The organism is Burkholderia sp. APQ4-4ca (assembly GCF_057837105.1).
Window position 1 is genome coordinate 167,630 of the sequence record NZ_JBYQCG010000243.1, and the last position, 20,253, is coordinate 187,882.

The 20,253-nt window shown below is 67.7% G+C and carries 17 protein-coding genes; 11 read left to right on the forward strand and 6 right to left on the reverse strand.

Features of this window, described 5'->3' with window-relative positions:
* The first annotated feature begins 18 nt into the window (after positions 1 to 18).
* Positions 19 to 1,272: an arsenic transporter gene (locus AC3IFE_RS33265; RefSeq protein WP_489194591.1), complete on the forward strand. Its 1,254-nt coding sequence runs from the start codon at positions 19 to 21 to the stop codon at positions 1,270 to 1,272.
* A gap of 36 nt (positions 1,273 to 1,308) precedes the next feature.
* On the opposite strand, the gene AC3IFE_RS33270 is transcribed toward AC3IFE_RS33265, so the two are convergent.
* A complete protein-coding gene (locus AC3IFE_RS33270; RefSeq protein ID WP_489194593.1) occupies positions 1,309 to 3,414 on the reverse strand; it encodes a TonB-dependent siderophore receptor in 2,106 nt (701 codons plus the stop codon).
* A 392-nt stretch (positions 3,415 to 3,806) separates the two neighbouring features.
* Between AC3IFE_RS33270 and AC3IFE_RS33275 the strand changes: the two genes are divergently transcribed.
* The 9 genes from AC3IFE_RS33275 to AC3IFE_RS33315 all read left to right on the forward strand — a co-directional run bounded on the left by AC3IFE_RS33275 (position 3,807) and on the right by AC3IFE_RS33315 (position 12,904).
* Positions 3,807 to 5,387, forward strand: coding sequence for an acetolactate synthase large subunit (locus AC3IFE_RS33275; protein WP_489194595.1), 1,581 nt, complete (start codon positions 3,807 to 3,809; stop codon positions 5,385 to 5,387).
* Between the two features lie 49 nt (positions 5,388 to 5,436).
* The gene (locus tag AC3IFE_RS33280) at positions 5,437 to 6,249 is read left to right on the forward strand and encodes an SDR family NAD(P)-dependent oxidoreductase (protein ID WP_089471370.1); all 813 of its coding nucleotides are present in this window, start codon (positions 5,437 to 5,439) and stop codon (positions 6,247 to 6,249) included.
* Positions 6,250 to 6,264: 15 nt separating this feature from the next.
* Positions 6,265 to 7,302, forward strand: a complete 1,038-nt coding sequence (locus AC3IFE_RS33285; protein WP_089471369.1) for a WD40/YVTN/BNR-like repeat-containing protein — start codon at positions 6,265 to 6,267, stop codon at positions 7,300 to 7,302.
* A 12-nt stretch (positions 7,303 to 7,314) separates the two neighbouring features.
* Positions 7,315 to 7,830, forward strand: a complete 516-nt coding sequence (locus AC3IFE_RS33290; RefSeq protein ID WP_089471368.1) for a VOC family protein — start codon at positions 7,315 to 7,317, stop codon at positions 7,828 to 7,830.
* 56 nt (positions 7,831 to 7,886) lie between these two features.
* On the forward strand, positions 7,887 to 8,492 hold the full coding sequence (locus tag AC3IFE_RS33295) for an amino acid synthesis family protein (RefSeq protein ID WP_039356026.1): 606 nt from the start codon (positions 7,887 to 7,889) through the stop codon (positions 8,490 to 8,492).
* Positions 8,493 to 8,517: 25 nt separating this feature from the next.
* A complete protein-coding gene (locus tag AC3IFE_RS33300; RefSeq protein ID WP_489194598.1) occupies positions 8,518 to 9,417 on the forward strand; it encodes an alpha/beta fold hydrolase in 900 nt (299 codons plus the stop codon).
* Entirely contained in the window at positions 9,414 to 11,045 is a 1,632-nt protein-coding gene (locus AC3IFE_RS33305; protein ID WP_089471366.1) for a bifunctional 3-(3-hydroxy-phenyl)propionate/3-hydroxycinnamic acid hydroxylase, read from the forward strand. The genes AC3IFE_RS33300 and AC3IFE_RS33305 overlap by 4 nt, the downstream gene beginning before the upstream one ends.
* Positions 11,035 to 11,367, forward strand: a complete 333-nt coding sequence (locus AC3IFE_RS33310) for an NIPSNAP family protein (RefSeq protein ID WP_089471365.1) — start codon at positions 11,035 to 11,037, stop codon at positions 11,365 to 11,367. Before AC3IFE_RS33305 ends, AC3IFE_RS33310 begins: the two co-directional genes overlap by 11 nt.
* 79 nt (positions 11,368 to 11,446) lie before the next feature.
* Positions 11,447 to 12,904 (forward strand): NAD-dependent succinate-semialdehyde dehydrogenase, encoded by a 1,458-nt coding sequence (locus AC3IFE_RS33315; RefSeq protein WP_489194601.1) that lies wholly within the window; start codon positions 11,447 to 11,449, stop codon positions 12,902 to 12,904.
* Positions 12,905 to 12,958: 54 nt separating this feature from the next.
* Here AC3IFE_RS33315 and AC3IFE_RS33320 read toward each other — a convergent pair whose 3' ends face one another.
* Positions 12,959 to 13,687, reverse strand: coding sequence for an IclR family transcriptional regulator (locus tag AC3IFE_RS33320; protein WP_089471363.1), 729 nt, complete (start codon positions 13,685 to 13,687; stop codon positions 12,959 to 12,961).
* A gap of 320 nt (positions 13,688 to 14,007) precedes the next feature.
* Here AC3IFE_RS33320 and AC3IFE_RS33325 point away from each other — a divergent pair, with 320 nt between their 5' ends.
* The gene (locus AC3IFE_RS33325; protein ID WP_489194603.1) at positions 14,008 to 15,063 is read left to right on the forward strand and encodes a porin; all 1,056 of its coding nucleotides are present in this window, start codon (positions 14,008 to 14,010) and stop codon (positions 15,061 to 15,063) included.
* A gap of 63 nt (positions 15,064 to 15,126) precedes the next feature.
* Here the strand turns inward: AC3IFE_RS33325 and AC3IFE_RS33330 are convergent, their stop codons facing one another.
* The 4 genes from AC3IFE_RS33330 to AC3IFE_RS33345 form a co-directional block, all read right to left on the reverse strand.
* Entirely contained in the window at positions 15,127 to 16,275 is a 1,149-nt protein-coding gene (locus AC3IFE_RS33330) for a porin (RefSeq protein ID WP_489194605.1), read from the reverse strand.
* A 193-nt stretch (positions 16,276 to 16,468) separates the two neighbouring features.
* Complete coding sequence (locus AC3IFE_RS33335) at positions 16,469 to 17,032, reverse strand: cytochrome b (RefSeq protein ID WP_226120798.1); 564 nt, start codon at positions 17,030 to 17,032, stop codon at positions 16,469 to 16,471.
* 151 nt (positions 17,033 to 17,183) lie between these two features.
* Positions 17,184 to 18,548: an aspartate aminotransferase family protein gene (locus tag AC3IFE_RS33340; RefSeq protein ID WP_489194608.1), complete on the reverse strand. Its 1,365-nt coding sequence runs from the start codon at positions 18,546 to 18,548 to the stop codon at positions 17,184 to 17,186.
* Positions 18,549 to 18,610: 62 nt separating this feature from the next.
* Entirely contained in the window at positions 18,611 to 20,056 is a 1,446-nt protein-coding gene (locus AC3IFE_RS33345) for an aldehyde dehydrogenase family protein (RefSeq protein ID WP_301736987.1), read from the reverse strand.
* Between the last annotated feature and the right edge of the window lie 197 nt (positions 20,057 to 20,253).

Here is a 20,253-nt window from a genome sequence, read left to right on the forward strand (position 1 = left end):
GCCTCCGCCCACTTGCCCATGAATCCTGTTTCGCTTGCCTGGCTGATTTCCGCGCTCGCCACCGCGGGCGTCATCACGCGTCCGTTCGGTTGGCCCGAGGCCATCTGGGCCGTGAGCGGCGCGCTGCTGCTGGTCGTGTTGAACCTGTTGCCCGCCGCCCAGGCGCTGGACGCCGTCGCGAAAGGCGGCGACGTGTACCTGTTCCTGACGGGCATGATGCTGCTGTCCGAGGCGGCCCGTCGCGAGGGGCTGTTCGACTGGGTCGCGACGCACGTCGTCAATCTCGCGCAGGGCTCGCCGCGGCGGTTGTTCGCGCTGATCTACGGGGTCGGCGTCGTCACCACGGTGTTCCTGTCGAACGATGCGACCGCCGTCGTGCTGACGCCCGCGGTCCTTGCCGCCGCGCGCCGCGCGAAGGCCGACCCGATGCCGCTGCTGTACAGCTGCGCGCTCGTCGCCAATGCCGCGAGTTTCGTGCTGCCGATTTCGAATCCGGCGAACCTGGTGCTGTACGGTGCGCACATGCCGGCGCTCGGCGTCTGGCTCGCGCACTTCGCGGCGCCGTCCGTCGCGTCGATCGCGTGCACGTTCGTCATGCTGAGGATCGTGCAGCGACGTGCGCTGTCCGGCCATTGCGAATCCGGGCTGCCGGTGCAGCCGCTGACGGGCGGCGGACGCATCGCGTTGGCAGGCATCGCCGCAACGGCCGTCGCGCTGATGGCGGTGTCGGTCGCCGATCGTCCGCTCGGATTGCCGACCGCGCTGGCGGGCATCGTCACGGTCGCGTGCGTGGTGATGCGGGATCGCGCGGCGGGCGTGCCGATCGTTCGCGCGATTTCATGGAGCGTGCTGCCGCTCGTCGCGGGGCTGTTCGTCGTCGTCGAGACGCTCGACCGGACCGGCGCGGTGCGCGCGCTGGCCGGCCTGCTGCGCATGCTGATGCAAAGCGGCGAGCACGTCGCCGCGGGCGTGGCCGGCGTCGCGGTCGCGCTGGTGTCGAACGGGGTCAACAACCTGCCCGCCGGGCTGATCGCGAGTTCGACGATCCACGCCGCGCATAGCCCGCAAACGGTAGTCGATGCGATCCTGATCGGCGTCGATCTCGGTCCGAACCTGTCGATCACCGGATCGCTCGCGACGATTCTGTGGCTGACGGCGATCCGGCGCGAAGGGTTGCAGGTCGGTTTCCGCGAATTTCTCGCGGTCGGCGCGTGCGTGATGCCGCCTGCGTTGCTGCTCGCGCTGGGCGCGCGGTTCGTGGTGGGCGGCTGATGCGCGATGCGCGTCGCGTCAGCCGTCCCGGCCGGCCTAGAACGAGTACGCGAGCGATGCGAACAGGCTGCGCGGCGCGCCCGGCGCGACCCACAGGCTGTTGTACGAGCTCACGTAGGTGGTGCGATTGAACAGGTTGTTCAGCACGACCGAGGCACGCAGGTGCTTGTTGACCTGAACGTAGCCGTTGAGCTGGACGGTCGCGTAAGCCGGCAGCTCGAAGCCGTCCTGCGTGTTGGCCGTGTTGCCGGCGCGACGCCCGACGTAGATGACGCCGGCGCCAGCACCGGCCTTGTCCGCGAACGGCAGTGTGGTCTCGTACATCAGCAGCGCGCTGCCGCTCAGCCGCGGGACGTCGACGAGGCGTGAGCCGGGCGCCAGCACGGTATCGCGCGTGACCTCGGCGTCGACATACGCGAAGTTGGCGATGCCGCGCAGGCCGTGGCCGAGATCGCCGCTCCATTCGAATTCGACGCCGCGGCTGCGCACTTCGCCGGCCGCGCGCGAGAAGCCGGCATTCGCCGGATCGGCGGTCAGCACGTTGCGCTTGGTCACGTAGAACGCCGAGACGGTCGCGAGCGAGCGCGCCCCCGCCCATTTCGCGCCGGCTTCGTAGCCGTGGCCCTTTTCGGGATCGAACGCGTTGCCGCCGACGTCCGCGCCGTTGTTCGGCCGGAACGAATACGCGGTGTTCGCATAGAACGACCACGCGGGGCTCATTTCATACACGATGCCGATACGCGGGCTCACCGCGGTCTGCAACTGGCTCGTCGTCACGCCCTTCAGGCGGTTGTCGATCGACTGGTGGAAGCGATCCCAGCGCAGCCCGGCCAGGATCTTCCAGTGCGGCCCGAACGCGAGCGTGTCCTGCGCGTAGACGCCTTGTCCGTTATCGCGTTCGAGCAGGTTGGTCGCGGTGCGCGGCGTCGGCGCGGGCTGGCCGTAGACCGGATCGAAGATGTCGATCGCATACGGCGCCGCGGCGCTTGGCGTGGAGCGCGTGACGAACTGGTCGTAGTTGAAGCGATACGCGTCGACGCCCATCACGAGCGTATGGCCGATGCCGCCCGTGCGGAACGAGCCGGTGGTTTCGACGCGACCTTGCAGGTCGTTCGAGTGAAACGCGACTTGCCGGTAGCGACGCCACAGCGTGCGGCCGTCCGGCTGCAATGCGAACGCCTCGGACGAGCGCCCCGACAGGTCGGTGTTGCGCTGCGCGACGCCGGCATTGATCGACCAGCTGGAATCGATGCGATGCTCGAGCGTGAACTGGTGGCCCGTGTTGCGCACGTCGTAGTCGCCGTCGCGCGGCTCGCCGAGAAAGCGCGACGCGGGGATCACGCCGAGCTGGCCGTTGACCGCCAGCACGCCGCGGTCGAGCGGCGCGCGCTGACGCGCGCTCTCGAATTCGTAGTGGAGCGTCGTGTCCGCGCCGATGTCCCACGTGAACGACGGCGAGAACAGGTAGCGTTTGCTCGACACCGTATCGCGGAAGCTGCCGTTGTTCTCGTTCATCGCGACGAAGCGGTACGCGAGTGATTTCGTGACGGGGCCGGTCGAATCGAGGGTCTGGCGCAGCGCACCGTAGCTGCCGGCCGACACGCCGACGGTGTTCGCGCGTGCGAACTGCGGCTGCTTCGTCGTATAGCTGATGATCCCGCCCGGATCGCCGCGGCCATACAGCGCGGACGCCGGCCCCTTGAGTACTTCCATGCGCTCGAGATTGACGGTGTCGCGCGGCACGCTCATCCCGCGATTCCACGAAAAGCCGTTGACCAGATAGTCGGTGCCCGACGTGTTGCCGTCGCCGGCGAAGCCGCGCACCGCGTAGTTGTCCCACAGGCCGCCGAAGTTGTTCTGGCGCGAGACGCCCGCGACCCAGTCGTAAAGGTCGTCGCCGCGCGTGGCGGCCACGGTCTGGATCAGCTTCGTGTCGACGCTGCTGACCGCGAACGGAATCTCCATCACGTCGGCCTCGCTGCGCGTCGCGCTCGTCGATTCGCGCGTGCGAAACGGCGTCGTCGCGCGTTGCGCGGAGATTTCGATGGTCGGCAGCGACGTTTCCTGCGCGTCGGCGGCGCCCATGCCGGCCGTGCCGACGACGATGGCCATCGGTGCGGCCGCCCAGTTCCTCCTGCTCATACATCTCCTTTTCGTGTCGTTCGCGTTCGGGCACGGCGGGCGGCCTTGCGCCGACATCTGTGTTCCAAACAGTACATTTGCGCGGCAATTTAATGCAAATGAGAGGCATTTGCAATCGTAATTTTGAGATCGGATGAGGGAGGGGAAACGGTGCACGGCACGAAGGCGGTCGATCGGGCGTGAGGGTTTCGAAAAATTCCGAATTACGGGAAATGAATCGTTTCGTGGGGGCGATCGGATAGCGCCTTGATCTCGTTCGAACGGTGTAGATATAAGAAATGTCGGGTAAACGTGCCCCTTCGTGGCTCTAAAAAGTGAAATGGGTTGTTTGACAAATCCCGTAATTCGGGATTAAAGTAAAAACACTTCAGCCAAACCCGTCGAGCAGCCGCATGAACATCCCACAGTTGGACAGCGATACCGCAGCAAGAAGCGGGGCGAGCGTCGTGCTCACCACCGCGCGAGACGCCGGCGTCGACGTCTGTTTCGCCAATCCCGGCACGACCGAAATGCCGTTCGTCGGTGCGCTCGACACCGTGGCCGGCGTACGGTCGATCCTCGGATTGTTCGAGGGCGTGTGCACGGGCGCGGCCGACGGCTATGGCCGCATGACCGGCAAGCCCGCGATGACGCTGCTGCACCTCGGGCCCGGCCATGCGAACGGCATTGCGAACCTGCACAATGCGCGCCGCGCCCGCACGCCGATCCTGAACATCGTCGGCGATCACACGCGCGAGCATCTGAAGTACGACGCGCCGCTCACGTCGGACATCGAATCGCTCGCCCGTCCGGTGTCGGTGTGGTATCGCAGCGTGGCGCGCGACACCGATCTCGCGACGGATACGGCCGACGCGATTTCGGCCGCGATGGGCGCGCGGCGCGGCGTCGCGACCCTCGTGCTGCCCGTCGATCTCCAGTCGGCCGGCGTGCGCGGCGCGGCGTGGCCCGCCGTCGTGCGCCCGGCCGCGGTGTCGTTCGATGCCGCTCGGGTCGAACAGGTGGCCGATCTGCTGCTCAGCGGCCATCGCGCCGTCCTGCTGATGGGCGCCCGCGCGCTGTCGGCGCGCGGGCAGCGCGCGGCGGCGCGCATCGCGGCGGCCACCGGCGCGACCTGCTTCAGCGAGACTTTTCCTGCGCGGGCGGAGCGCGGCGGCGGCCTGCCGGACATCGACCGCCTGCCTTATTTCCCCGAGCCGGCGCTCGCGGCGCTGGCCGGCCGGCGCGTGGTGCTGGCCGGCGCGCTCGCGCCCGTCACCTACTTCGGCTACGAAGGTATTCCGGGCGAACTCGCGCGGCCCGAGGACATCGTGACGCTGGCAACACCGGGCGACGCGGCGGACGACGCGCTGGAGGCGCTGGCCGATCGCATCGGTGCGTCGACGAACGACGACGGTGTGCATGTCGAGCGCTGGCGCGTGGAGGACGGCCCGCTCACGCCGCAGGCCGTCGGCCGCGTGCTCGCGAATGCGTTGCCCGACGATGCGATCGTGTCGATCGAGGGCGGCACGTGCGGCTATCCGTTCGTGACTGCATCGGCGCGTGCGCGGCGTCACACCATTTGGACGAACACGGGCGGCGCGATCGGCCAGGGCCTGCCGGTGGCGCTCGGCGCCGCCGTCGCGTGCCCGGACCGCCGCGTGTTCGCGCTGCAGTCCGACGGCAGTGCGCAGTACACGATCCAGTCGCTGTGGACGATGGCGCGCGAGCGTTTGCCGATCGTGATGCTGATCGCATCGAACCGGCGCTACGGGATCCTGCAGACCGAACTCGCGCGCAGCGGCTTGCCGGCCGACACGCCGCACGCGAGCCGCCTGACGCAACTGGACGATCCGCCGATCGACTGGCTCGCGCTGTCGCGCGGCTACGGCGTGCCGGCCCAACGCGTGAGCGATGCGCATGCGCTGGTGCAAGCGCTCGACGACGCGCTCGCGCACACCGACGGGCCGACGCTCATCGAAATGCAGTTGTCCTGATTGCGCAACCGGCTCCTTTCTTCAATCTCGACTCTCACCTTTCATCGACATGGATCTGCAACTGCACGGAAAAGCCGCATTCATCACCGGCGGCAGCATGGGCATCGGCAAGGCGGTCGCGCTCGAACTGGCGCGCGAAGGCGTCAACGTCGCGATCGCCGCGCGTCGCCTGGAACACCTGGAAACAGCGGCCGCCGAAATTCGCGCGGCGCTCGCGCCGTTCGGCGACGCGGCCGGCGCGATCCTGCCCGTCACGGTGGACACGACCGACATGGCGTCGATCGACGCGGCGATGGCCGCGAGCGTCGAGCGCTTCGGCCGGCTCGACATCCTGCTGAACGGCGCCGCGCATCCGGGCGGGCTCGTGCGCGCGGAGCTGGAGCACGCCGATCCGCAGGGGTTGCTGCAGGACATCGACATCAAGGTGGTCGGCTATCTGCGCTGCGCGAAGGCGGCCGCACCGTACATGCGGGCCAACGGCTTCGGCCGGATCGTCAACATCGGCGGCCTGACTGGGCGCGGCAGCAAGCAGCTGTCCGGCATGCGCAACGTGGCGATCGTGCACCTGACCAAGACGCTGTCCGACCAGCTCGGCCCGTTCGGCATCACGGTCAACACGATTCATCCGGGCGTCGTCGAGACGCCGCACATCCACGAGCTCTACGAGAAGGAAGCGCAGAAGCAGGGGCTCACCGCCGCGGAAGTCGAGGCCAACTACGTGAAGGTCACGCCGATCCGCCGCGTGCTGCAGCCGGAAGAGATGGGATGGATCGTCGCGTTTCTCGCGTCGCCGAAGTCCGGCTCGATCACCGGCGAGTCGATCGGCTGCGACGGCGGGCTCACGCGCGGCATTTTTCTCTGACACAAGGAGCACTTCATGACCGCAACCGTACTGGTCGCCACCGCCGGGCAAGGCATCCTGCGCTCGAACGACGACGGCAAGACCTGGCATCGCCTCGGGCTCGCCGAACCGATCGAGTTCGACGGCATCGTGCGCGCGCTCGCGGTGTGCCCCGCGACGCCGTCGCGCGTCTATGCCGGCGCCGATTCGGGGCTGTGCATCAGCGACGATGGCGGCGCGCACTGGTTCCGGCCCGACAACCTGCTGAACGGGCAGACGGTCTGGTCGATCGCGATCGATCCGGCGAACCCGGCGGTGCTCTATGCGGGCACCGGCGCGCCGTCGCGCGCAGCGCTTTACAAGTCGAGCGACGCGGGCGTGACCTGGGCGAGAACGGCGCCCGAGTTTCCGGAGTTTTGCTCGGGCGTCAATCGTCCGCGGCTGCTGACGATCTGCGTGGATCCGGACGACAGCCGCAACGTCTGGTACGGCGTGGAGGAGGGCGGCGCGTGGCGCAGCCGCGATGCCGGTGCGAGCTGGACGCGCGTGGACGGCCCCGGCACCGCGATCCGCAATAGCGACATTCATGCGATTGCGATCCTGTCCGCCGCGCAAGGCCGGCCGAAGACCACGGTGCTGCTGACGGTCAACGCGGTGTACGTGAGCGAGGACGACGGCCTGACGTGGGACGGCAAGCTGTCGCGCGACCGCTTCGACGGGCTGTACTACACGCGCACCGTCGTGCAACTGCCGGCGCCGGAAGGCGACCTGCTGATGGCGATCGGCGACGGCACGCCGGGCAGCCGCAGCCGCATCTACCGCTCGACCGATCGCGGCCATGCGTGGCACGAGACGGATCTGCACACGCCGCCGAACTCCACGTTTTGGGCGTTCGGCGTGCATGCGGCCCAACCGGCGCTCGTGTATGCGGGCACCAAGTACGGGCACCTGTTCCGCTCGCGCGACGGCGGCCGGAACTGGACCAAGGAATGGCGCGATTTCAGCGAGATCACGGCGGTGGCATGGACCCCGTTCGAGGCGCCGCTGGCCGCCCACGCGCAGTCGACCCACTGAGCGGAGCAAACGATGACACCGTCCGATATTCGGCAACACGCCGAGCGTGCGAACGCGAGCGGCCTGCCGCTGCCGACGCCGCGCGTGCAGCGCACCCACCTGTCGCTGTTCGTGCGCGACCCCGTTCGCTCCAGCCTCTGGTACGCCGACGTGCTCGGCATGACGGAAACCGCGCGCGACGAGCAGTGGGTGTTCATGTCGTTCGGCCAGAAGCACCACGACATCGCGCTGATTCGCGCGGCGTCCGATGCGGAACTCGGCACGATCGGCCTGCAGCATTACGGCCTCGAAATCGCCGGCGGGCTGACCGAATTGCGCCGCCTGTACGGGATGCTGATTCGCCGCGACGTGCCGATCGTCAAGATCACCGATCACAAGGTCGGGATCGGCGTGTATTTCACGGACCCCGACGGCAACCGGCTCGAATTCTTCTGCGAAATGGTCACGGACGACGAAGAAGGCAAGCGCGTGCTGCATCGATACAACGCGCCGAGCGATCCCGTCCAGCTCGAACCGCTGTTCGACTGAGCGACTGAGTCGCCGCCTTTCCCTCCGCATCATCGACGTTTTATACAGGAATGCAAATGAGCAAGACCGCCAATTTCGAAGGCTTTCACATCCGCAAGTGGTACACGCAGATCGAGGATTCGCTCGCGAACGAAACCGGGCAGCTCGCGGACGGCGAGCCGTTGCGCAAGATCGTGATCGCCGCGGCCGTTCACAACCCGTACGCGGGGCGATTCAGCGAAAACCTCGACGATCTCGTGCGTCCGTCACCCGCGCTCGGCAAGGAGTTTGCGCGACGCATCGCGTCGCTCGCCGACGGCCGTGCGATCGAGAGCTACGGCAAGGCGTGCCTGGTCGGTTCGGCCGGCGAATACGAACACGGCAACGCGTTTCTCACGTCGATCTTCGCGGAGCCGATCCGCGCGGCGCTGGGCGGCGGCAAATCATGGGTGCCGTCGAGCGGCAAGCGCGGCCCGATCAATACGGTGATCGACGTGCCGCTCGCGCACAAGGATGCGCTCTACGTGCGCTCCCACTACGACACGGTGACGTGCCTGTTTCCCGATGCACCGAACGACGACGAAGTGCTGGTGATCTTCGCGTTCGCGACGCGCGGGCGGCTGCATGCACGGCTCGGCGGCCTGAAGGCGAGCGAGATCGTCGGTCGCGACGGTCTGGTCTGAGCGCATGCCGGCCGGGGAGCACATGATGAACACGGCGTCCGTCAACGAGGGATGGATCGACAACGAGGGATTGCGGCTGCACTACGTGAGCTGGGGGCGCGACGATGCGCCGACCGTGGTGATGCTGCACGGCTTGCGCAGTTACGCGTATACCTGGGCGCCCGTCGCCGCTGCGCTGGTCGACCGCTACCGGGTCGTCGCGCTCGATCAGCGCGGACGCGGGCTGAGCGATTGGGATCCGCAACGCAATTACTACGCGGCGGCCTACGTGCGCGATCTCGACGCACTGGTGCGTGCACTCAGCCTGCGACGATTCGTGCTGGTCGGGCACTCGATGGGCGGCGCCAATGCGTTCGTCTACGCGGCGGCGCAGCCGGAACGGCATGCCGAACGGCTCGCGGGCCTCGTGATCGAGGACATGGGCCCCGGCGCGTCGGCCGGCTCGGCGGGTTCCGAGCGCATCAAGCGCGAGCTGCGGGAAACGCCGGACGCGTTCTCGTCGTGGGACGACGCACGCGCGTTCTGGCGACGCCAGCGGCCGAACATCGCGGAATCCGCGCTCGATTCGCGCATCGCGCACTCGCTGAAAAAAGGCGAGCACGGCCGGATCGTCTGGCGACACGACGCGCAAGGGATTGCGGCCGCACGGCTGGCCGCGACGCCGGAGCAGCTCGTCCATCTGTGGCCGCTAATCCTCAACCTGCACGTACCCACGTTGCTGTTGCGCGGCGGCGACTCGGATTTCCTGTCCGCCGACGTGGCGGCCGAGATGGCGGCCGCCAATGCGGAAATCGAGCGGATCGACATTCCCGGCGCGACGCATTACGTGCACGACGATCAACCCGATGCGTTCAATCACGCATTGCGATCGTGGCTCGATCGTCTCGACGATCCTGCATGGCGCAGCGGAGGCGCGGGCGAATGAAAGCGAACAACCGGAACCGGACGTCGGTCGCGATCGTCGGCGCGGGCCCGAACGGCGTCGCGATGGCGAATCTGCTCGGCCTTTATGGCGTCGCGACGGTGATCATCGAGAAGGCGGCGGACGTCGTCGATTTTCCGCGCGCGGTCGGCATCGACGACGAAGCATTGCGGATGTTCCAGACCGCGGGGCTCGCCGACGAATTGAGCCGCGACATCATCCAGAACGTGCCGTTGCGCATGTTCAAGGCGAACGGCGAATGCTTTGCCGACATCCGCCCGTCGATGCGCGAATTCGGCTGGTGGCGGCGCAACATCTTCATGCAGCAACTGGCCGAACACACGCTGCGCGCCGGGCTGGCGCGCTATCCGCACGTATCGTTGCGGACTGGCGAGGAAGTGGTCGGTGTCGAACAGGACGACCGATGCGTCACGTTGCAGGTGCGCGATGCCGACGGCCGGCAGTATGCGCTCGACGCCGACTACGTGGTGGCGGCCGACGGCGGGCGCAGCCCGATGCGCGACTGGCTCGGCATCAAGCTGGCCGGCACGACGCACCCGATCAAATGGGTCGTGGTCGACGTGAAGAACGCCGGGCTCGAGCAGCCGTGCACGGCGCTGAACTGCGACCCGCGCCGCCCGAACGTGTGCATCTATCTGCCGTTCAATTTCCGGCGCTGGGAGTTTCTCGTATTCCCGCACGAGGACGCGGAGGCGATCGCCCGGCCCGAATCGATCCGCGCGCTGATCGCGCCGTACGTCGACGACGTCGATCGTATCGAGATCGTGCGCGCACGGACCTATACGCACCATTCTCGCGTGGCCGAGCGCTTCGTGGCGGGCCGCGTGGCGCTCGTCGGCGACGCCGCCCACCTGAGCCCGCCGTGGATCGGCCAGGGCCTGAACGCGGGCTTGCGCGACGTCGGCAATCTCGCGTGGAAACTGGCGGGCGTCGTGAACGGCACGCTGGATCCCGGCGTGATCCCGACCTACGAATCGGAGCGACGCGACCACGCGAAGGCGATGATCGATCTCGCGGACACGTTCGGCGCGATGCTGATGCCGACCAACCGGGTCGTCGCGTTTCTGCGCGACCGGTTCCTCGGGCTCGCGCGGTATGCGCCGGGCCTGAAGGACTACGTGCTGCAGATGCGCTTCAAGCCGATGCCGAGCTATACGCGCGGCGTCGTGCTGCCGGGCGCGCCGGGCGACGCGGCGGGCAGGATGATCGCGCAGCCCGACGTCGAAACGGCCGACGGCGTGCGGCGCAAGCTCGACGACGTGCTCGGCCCATGGTTTTCGATCGTCGGCTGGCAATGCGATCCGCAGGCGTGCCTGAGCGACGACGATCGCGCGTACTGGACGGCGCTGGGCGGGACCTTCGTTCAGGTCAATCGCTCGCGTAGCGGGACGGGTCGCGCACGGCGCGTGACGAGCGCCCACGACAGCGTGTGCGTCGAGGATGTCGACAACGCGCTGGCGGCATGGTTCGACCGGCATCGCGGCCCGCTCGTGGTCGTGCGCCCCGATCGCTACGTGGCGGCGCAGACGGACGCCGCCGGCATCGCAGGCGTGACCGCGGCGTTCCAGGCGTTCGCACCGCGACAACGGGAGACCGCGGATGTTGGTTGAGCAACGCACCTATACGCTGGTGCCGGGCGGCGTCGCCGAGTACCTGCGGCTCTATGCGGAGTGCGGCCGCGCTGCGCAAGAGCACGCGCTCGGCACGATGGTCGGCTGTTTCGCGACGGAAATCGGACCGTTGAACCAGCTCGTCTATCTGTGGGCGTTCGATTCGCTGGACGATCGGGCGCGACGTCGTGCCGTGCTGATGGCCGATCCCGAGTTCAGGACGTTTCGCGGCAAGGTCCGGCATCTGCTCGTCCGGCAGGAAAACCAGATCCTCCGACAGGAAATCGGCGGCCTGCTGCGTGCACCGCCGCCGGCCGCGTGACGCGTTCGCCGTGCCGGCCCATCGTGCAATCTCTACCGAGGTATTCGTCTTGATCCCGTTTACGCCGCTGACTTCCCGCATGACGCCTGATGCGCAACGCGATTACGCGTCGCTCCATCTGTATATCGACGGCCGGTTCCTTCAGGCCGACGGCCGGCGCACGCAGCCCGTTCTCGATCCGGGAACCGGCAGCGTGCTCGGCGACTTGCCGCATGCGACGCCGGACGATATCGACGCCGCGGTGCGCGCCGCGCATCGTGCGTTCGCGACGTGGCGCCGCGAGTCGCCGCTCGCGCGCTCGGATATCCTGCGCCGCGCGGCTGCGCTGGTGCGCGAGCGTGCGCCGGCGATCGGCCGCCACATCACGATGGATCAGGGCAAGCCGCTTCGCGAGGCGATCGCCGAGGTCGTGTCGTCCGCCGAGCAGCTCGAATGGCATGCGGAGGAGGGGCGTCGCACGTACGGCCGTGTCGTGCCGTCGCGCTCGCCGGAGGTCGCGCAGATGGTGTTGCGCGAGCCGATCGGCGTGTGCGCGGCGTTCTCGCCGTGGAATTTTCCGTTCAGCCAGGCGATGCACAAGATCGCGGCCGCACTTGCGTCGGGCTGCACGCTGGTGCTGAAAGGGCCGGAGGAATCGCCGAGCGCGATCGTCGCGCTCGCGCGCATCTTTCACGATGCGGGCCTGCCCGCGGGTTGCCTGAACATCGTCTGGGGCGTGCCGGCCGACGTGTCCAGGCAACTGATCGAGTCGCCGCTCGTGCGCAAGATCTCGTTCACGGGTTCGGTGCCGGTCGGCAAGCAACTGGCGGCGCTCGCCGCGTCGCACATGAAGCGCATGACCATGGAGCTGGGCGGGCATGCGCCCGTGCTGGTCTGCGCGGACGCGGAAATCGAACGTGCGGCGGCGATGCTGGCCGCGTACAAGTTTCGCAATGCCGGACAGGTTTGCGTGTCGCCGACGCGCTTCTTCGTGCAGCGCCCGGTGTTCGACCGGTTCGTCGGCGCGTATCTCGAGGCGGTCGACAAGATTCGCGTCGGCTACGGGCTGGAAGAGGGGACCACGATGGGGCCGCTTGCGCACGCACGACGCGTATCCGAGATCGACGCGTTCGTCGCCGACGCGAAGGCGAAAGGGGCGGAGATTGCCGCGGGCGGGACGCGCTTGCCGGGGGCGGGGCCAGGGCACTACTTCGCGCCGACGGTCGTGCTGGGCCCGGCGCGCGACACGCGGCTGATGAACGAGGAGCCGTTCGGTCCGATCGTCGGGATCGTGCCGTTCGACGCGCTCGACGATGCGCTCGATGAAGCGAACCGCTTGCCGTTCGGCCTTGCATCGTACGCGTTCACGACGTCGGCGCGCGATGCGCACCGGATCGGCCGGGCGCTCGAGGCCGGCATGGTCAACATCAATCACTTCGGGATGGGGCCGGCGGAGATCCCGTTCGGCGGCGTGAAGGACAGCGGTTTCGGCAGCGAGGGCGGCACGGAGACGTTCGACGGTTACCTGGTCACCAAGTTCATCACGCAGATGAACTGACCGTGCGCACGTGGGCGACCGGGCACGGCATCGTGCGCGATGCCGCGCGCATGCTCAGGTCGCGTCGCCGATCTCGGCGGTGGCGTCGATCAGGAGCTTGCCGAGCACGTGTTCGTCGAACAGCGCGAAGTGTTCGGCGCGAAAGACCAGCGACAGGCTGCTGTTGACCTCGCCGCTGCTGGCGGTGCGAATCGGCGCGGCGATGCCGACGAACCCGGCGTCGAGCTCGCCGCGCGAGATCCAGTATCCGGCCTCGACGATCTGCTGGCAGGCGCGCCAGAACTGCGTCCAGTCGGCCGCGAACTCGCCCAGCTCGGCGTTGTGCCGTTCGTGCAGGCGCTTCAGCCGCGCGCGCGACATCGCGGCGACGATCACCTTCGACGAAGCACCCTGGAACAACGGCATGATGCGGCCGCGGCCGAAGCCCAGTTGCAGATTCTCGGCGCCGGTTTCGTGCATCACGTTGATGATCTGCTCGTCGAACAGTGTCGATACGAGCGCATCGCCGCCGGTGACGTGAACCAGCTTCTGGATCACGGGCTTCGCCGCGGTGAGCGTCGGGTCCGACTGCCGCATGTTGTAGTCGAGATGAATGATGCGCGGGCCCAGCGTATAGCGGCCGTTGGTGCCGACGAGCAGGCCGACCGATGCCAGTTCCTTCACGTAGCGATAGCACGTGGTGCGCGAAAAGCCCATGTGTTCAGCGATTTCCTCGGCGGTCATCGACGTCGCGGACGAAGAAAAGACGTCGAGGATGGACAGCATTTTGGTGAGGCTCGACATGACGTAATCCGGGCTCAGACGGCTTGCGGCTATGGAATGTAAACGACGAAGGCGGTTTCGGGGTTGCCGCGCTGCGGCACGGCATGCAGTGCCGCGGGCGACAGGCCGTAGTCTAACTTAAGTCGTGCGGGCGGCAACGGGAACCGCAACCGCATCGATGCATATGCGGTCAGCATGCCGGCCGTGGCCAGGTCGTTCGTTTCGACGCCGATTGATAGGGATTCCTACTTTTAACGAGGAAATCGCACTGGATCGATGTTGCTGGCGCGCCGGTCGGTTCACGCGCGCATCGGCCGGGAAAATTCGATGAGGAGAAGCAGATGAAGGGGTGGCTCAGGATGGTGGCATGGTGCGGCTGCGGTGCCGTTGCACCGACATTCGCGCAATCGAGCGTGACGCTCTACGGTTCGCTGGACACGGGCGTGACCTATACGAGCGACGTGGCGTCCGCGCCGCGTGGCGGGCGTCAGCTCGCGTTGCAGGCCGGCGTGTCGCGCAACGACGTGTGGGGCCTGACGGGCAGGGAGGATCTTGGCAGCGCGAACTATGCGGTCTTTCGGCTCGAAAGCCAGTTTCAGACCTCCGACGGCGCGCTGACCGTGCCGGGCGCCGCGTTCGGTTCGCAAGCGTACGTCGGGCTCGGCGGCGACTGGGGGACCGTGACGCTCGGGCGCCAGTTCGATTTCGTCGGCGATCTGCTGCCGGCGTTCGCGATCGGCGCGAACACGCCGGCCGGTTTGCTCGCGTGGGGCTTGCCGGCGAACGCGTCGGCGGGCGGCGCGCTCGACAACCGCGTGTGGGGCGTTCAGGTGAACAATGCGGTGAAGTACGTGAGCCCGTCGTTCGGCGGTGTGGCGTTCGGCGGCCTGTGGGGCTTCGGCAACGTGCCCGGCACGGTCGCGCGCAGCAGCGTGCAAAGCGCGATGCTGTCCTACACGCAAGGCGCGTTCAGCGCCGCGCTGGCTTATTTCGGCCAGCATGACGTAACTGCCGGCGGCAATCTGCGCAATTTCTCGGGCGGTGCCGGCTACAACGTCGGGCCGTTTCGCGTCTTCGGCATGGTGTCGGACGTGCGGATCAGCGCGGCCGCGCCGCTGCGGGCCACCACCTATGACGCCGGGCTGACCTATGCCGTCACGTCGTCGTTGCAGCTGGGCGGCGGCTTCCAGTACCAGCAGCGCGGCGGCGACGTCGGCTCGGCCAACCAGGTCACGTTGAGCGCCGACTATTCGCTGTCGAAACGCACCGGCCTTTACGCGGTATTCGCACGCGGGCACGACAGTGCGTATGGCGCGCAGGTCGAGGCGGCGCTCGGCGGGGCGGCGTCCGGCTCGACGCAGACCGCGGTTCGGCTCGGCTTGCGGCATCAGTTCTGACGACGCGCGAGAAACACGGGCTGCCGCGTCCGTCGCGCGAGAGCCCGTGCTTTCCCACTCGGTTCAGAAGCGATGCATCATCCCGACGCGCAGCGCCAACTGGTTGCGGCCCGACGATTGTCCAGCGGTGCCGAGCACGTGCGCGTAGTCGAAGTCGGTGCCGGTATGGCCGGTCGCGTGCTGGTACGCACCCTGGATGTACGTCGAGGTTCGCTTGCTGAGATCGTAGTCGAGCATCATCGACACCTGGTGCCAGTTCGGCGACGCATCGCCCGCCGCCGTCGCGACGTGTGCATGCGTGTAGGTATAGGCGGCGCCGAGCCAGACGTCCGGCCGGAAGAAATACTGGCCGTTGACCTCGAAGTTGTCGAATTTCCACGCGTTCTGCGAGCCTGCGGCCGGCTGGTTCGCGAAGTAGAGATTCGATTCGGGGTCGGTCACGTCGACGTGCGAATACGCGGCGGACAGCGTCAGCTTGTCGCTGAACTTGTACGAGGCACCCGCATCGATGTTCTGCTGCGAGCGGCCGCTGAAGACGGTGTCGTCGCTCGACAATGCCCCGCCCGCGGTCGCGCCGCCATTGTTGGCCTTCAGGTACGCGACGGCGGCGGAGAACGCGCCCGCCTGGTACTGCACGGCGGCGCTATAGACGCGGTTCCGCGCGAAGCCGCCCGCCTGGTTCGCGAGCCCGTAGAGCACTTCGCCCTTGAAGCCGGCGTAGGAAGGCGACACGTACTTGACGCTGTTCTGGATGCGGTAGTCCCAATCGGCGTTGTCGTTGTCGTACGGGTGCGCGCCGAAATCGCCGAGCCAGTTGCCGGTGGCCGTGAACGGGCTCCACATGTCGAGCGTGGGATCGTACTGGCGGCCGAACGTGAGCGTGCCGAACCGGTCGGAATCGAGGCCGACGTAGGCCTGCCTGCCGAACATCCGCGACGTCACGCCGAGCGCACCGTTGCTCGCGTTGAAGCCGTTCTCGAGCTGGAACAGTGCTCTCAGCCCGCCGCCGAGATCCTCGGTGCCTTTCAGCCCCCAGTTGCTGCCGACGGTATCGCCGCTGACCATCTGGTAAGCCTTGCTGCCGCCCGCGTTGCTCGTGAAATTGACGCCTTCGTCGATCAGGCCGTACAGCGTCACGGTGCTTTGCGCGTGGGCCGTCAGGCCGCATCCCATCGCGCTCGCGGCCGATATGGCCGCCATCATCTTCTTCATCGTCGATCTCCAGGTGTGGCGGCCCACGCGGCGTGGTGCGATTTCAGACGGCATACGCCAGCACCGGACGCATGCAGTGGGTCCGCTTCTTGTTAGTAAAACGAAATATAAAATTTGAAGAAAAGAGGTCCGCGCGACTGAGCGGACCGAATGACGAACCGCGCAGGGCTCGCGGTTCCGCGTGGCGTCGGCGCTACAGCATCCGCCGCAGCACGTCGTTTTCCGGGTTGCGGTCGAAGAACCGGTGTTTCAGCGCGCCAAGGACATGCAGCACGATGAGCGCGAGCAACGTATAGGCGAGCGTCTTGTGCAACCACTGAAACGCCTCGAACCAATGGTCGTTCTTCGGCAGCAGCTCGGGTACGCGGAAAAAGAAGAACGGCACGCCGTCGCTCTGCGTATACGTGCTGGACATCGAATAGCCCATCAGCGGCACGATGATCGCGAGCGCATACAGCAGGTAGTGGCCGATCTTGGCGAGCTTGCGGTCGAGCGTCGGCAGCGTGGAAGGCAGCGGCGGCAACGGCTTCATCGAGCGAATCGCCAGTTGCGTGACGACCACCAGCAGCGTGAGTACGCCGAACTCCTTGTGCGTCGGGTAGTACCAGTCGAACTTGGCCGGCAGGTTGTCGTCGAGCCGGACCATCGTCCAGCCGGTCCACAGTTGCGCGCCGATCAGGATCGCCCTGACCCAGTGCAGCAGCCGAAGCGCGAGCGGGTATTTCTCCGCGGGGAATGCAATGGCCTGGTTGTCCATTTGACTTGTCTTCCTTTGAAACGACACTGCGACGGGCGGGATGCCGATCGTCGACTTCGACGTCCCGCGGCGATCTTCGTCGAACCGAGGCCGGATGGCGATACGCACGGACCTTCGACGAAAGGCCCGTGCGCCAGGCTGTTTCGCGAGGTCAGGCGATCGCGCGCGAATCCGCGCAGCACTCCTGCAATGCCTCGCGCAGCGTCACGGCCATGAAGTCGGCTTCGCCTTGCTGCAGCGTCAGCGGCGGCGACATCACCAGCTTGTTCGCGATCGCGCGCACCAGCACGCCGCGCCGGCGCGCGGCATCGGCCACGCGGGCGGCGAACCCCTTGCCCGGATCGAGCGGCGTGCGGCTGGCCTTGTCGGTCACCAGATCGAGCGCCAGCATCAGCCCCTTGCCGCGGACGTCGCCGACGGTTTCGAAGTCGGCCTTCAGCGGCAGCAATTGCTCGAGCAGGCGCTGCCCGACCCGTGCCGCATTGCCCGGCAGATCCTCGGCCTCGACGATGTCGAGCACCGCGAGCGACGCGGCGCACGCGAGCGGATGCCCGCTGTACGTATAGCCGTGCATGACCACGTGCGAGAAGCCCGCGCCGTGTTCGATCGCGTCGGCGATCCGCCCGTTGTACAGCGTCGCGCCGAGCGGCACGTAGCCGGCGGAAATGCCCTTGGCGACGCACAGGATGTCGGCGGCGACGCCCCAGCCGCGGCTGCCGAGCAGGCTGCCGGTGCGGCCGAAGCCGGTGACCACCTCGTCGGCGATCAGCAGGATGCCGTTGCGGTCGCACACGGCCCGCACGCGCGCCCAGTAATCGGCCGGCGGGACGATCAGGCCGCCCGCGCCCTGCACCGGCTCGGCGACGAACGCGGCAATGGTCTGCGGGCCGTGGAACGCGATCGTTTCCTCGAGCTGCCGGATGCAGTGCTCGACGAGCTGGTGCGGATCTTCGCAATTCCACGGATTGCGATAGAGCCACGGCGTGTCGAGCAGCACGCAGCCGGGCAGCAGCGGGCCATGATTGTAATGGTAGACGCCGTTGCCGCCGATCGACGTGCCGCCCATGTGCACGCCGTGATAGCCGTTGCGCAGCGACAGGAATTTCGTGCGCGACGGCTCGCCCGCGGCGACCCAGTACTGGCGCGCCATCTTGAGCGCGGTCTCGATCGCGTCGGAGCCGCCGCTGCCGAACATCACCCGCTGCATGTCTTCCTGCGCGAACATCGCGCACAGGCGGTCGGCCAGATCGTAGACGCGCGGATGGGCGACGCCGTCGAAGGTCTGGTAGTACGACAGCTCGTCCATCTGCCGCGCGATCGCGCTTTTCACTTCCGGGCGGTTGTGACCGACGTTGACGTTCCAGAGTCCGCCGACGCCGTCGAGCATGCGGTGGCCGTCGACGTCGTACACGTAGTTGCCGTCGCCGCGCTCGATGATCACGGTGGGCGTCGTATGCCCGGCGGCCGCCGAGCTCATCGGGTGCCAGAATCGTTTTTGACGCTTTTGATAGTCCATGGTGTCTCTCGTCTCTCTTACGAAGTGCTTGAACAGGGGGCGGCGCGGTGTGCGCCGCCGGATCACAGGGCTGCGGTGACGATCTTTTCCTCGAGGTACGAATCGAGCGCGGCCTTCGACAGGTCGCGCCCGATCCCGCTTTGCTTGGTGCCGCCCCACGGCAGGCGCGCGTCGATCGGGCTCCACGCATTGATCGCGACCGCGCCGACGTCGAGCCGCTCGGCGACGCGGTGCGCGGTGCCGACGTCCTGCGTCCACACCGACGCGGACAAGCCGAACGGCGTGTCGTTGGCGATGCGAACGGCGTCGTCCTCGGTCTCGAACGGCATCACCATGCCGACCGGGCCGAACACCTCGTCGCGGGCGATCCGCATGCCCGGATGGACGCCGCCCAGAATCGTCGGGCGCATGAAGCAGCCGCGCGGCGGCACCTGTTCGTCGCCTGCGAGCATCACCGCGCCTTCGGCGAGCGCGCCGTCGACGAGCGCCCGGACGCGCGCGAGGTGGCGCGGGTTGATCAGTGCGCCCATCTGCACGCCCGGCTCCGAGGGCGGACCGACGCGCATCGCGCGGGCCGCGTCGGCAAGCCGTTCTTCGAGTGCCTGCGCGATCGAGCGGTGCGCGAGCACGCGCGAGCCGGCCGCGCACGTCTGCCCCTGGTTCGCGAACATGCCGGCCATCAGCGACGGAATCGCACGGTCGAGATCGGCATCCGCGAACACGATTTGCGCGGCCTTGCCGCCGAGTTCGAGCGTGACGCGCTTGAAGGTCTTCGCCGCCACGCCCGCGATCGCGCGCCCGACTTCGGTGCTGCCGGTGAAGCTGATCTTGTTGACGAGCGGGTGCGCGACCAGCGCGGCGCCGACTTCCGCGCCCACGCCGTGGACGATGTTGACCACCCCGGCGGGAAGGCCGGCTTCGCACACGAGTTCGCCGAGCCGGGCGACGGCCAGCGGCGCGTCCTCCGACGGCTTGACGACCACCGGGCAGCCGGCCGCGAGCGCCGGCGCGAGCTTCCACACCGCGATCATCAACGGCGCGTTCCACGGGATGATCTGACCGGCGACGCCCACCGGTGCACGCCGCGTGTAGCTGAGCGTCGGGCGGCCCATGAAGCCGTCGGTCGGAATCGTGCGGCCCTCGAGCTTGTCGGCCCAGCCGGCGAAATAGCGCAGCGTGTCGATGCACATCGGGAGGTCCATCATCCGCATCTCGGCAAGCGGGCGCCCTTGTTCGACGGCCAGGCATTCCGCCAGCGCGTCACGGTCGCGCTCGACCAGGTCGGCCAGCCGAAGCAGCCAGCGGGCCCGGGCCGGGCCGCCCGCGCGTGCCCACGCGTCGCCGTGCAGCGCGGTGTGCGCGGCACGCACCGCGCGATCGACGTCTTCGGCGGTCGATGCGGGCACGGCGGCGACGTAGTCGCCGGTCGCAGGCGCCAGCTTTTCGAAGGTACGGCCGGCCGCTGCGTCGCAATGCCTGCCGTCGATCAGATTCTGAATTTTCATCATGGTGTTCCGTGTTTCCGAGGGGCGAATCGTCGGGCCGAACGGGTGAGGGCGATGGCAACTGCCCGCGGCGCGGCTTCGACGTCGCATTCACTGTATGTCGATGAAAACGCCCGCCTTGTCCGCTATCGGCAATCGTTGCGGCGCGAGCGGGATAGGGAATACCCGCGCCGGCGCGACGCATGGCGGGTCGCGTCGGC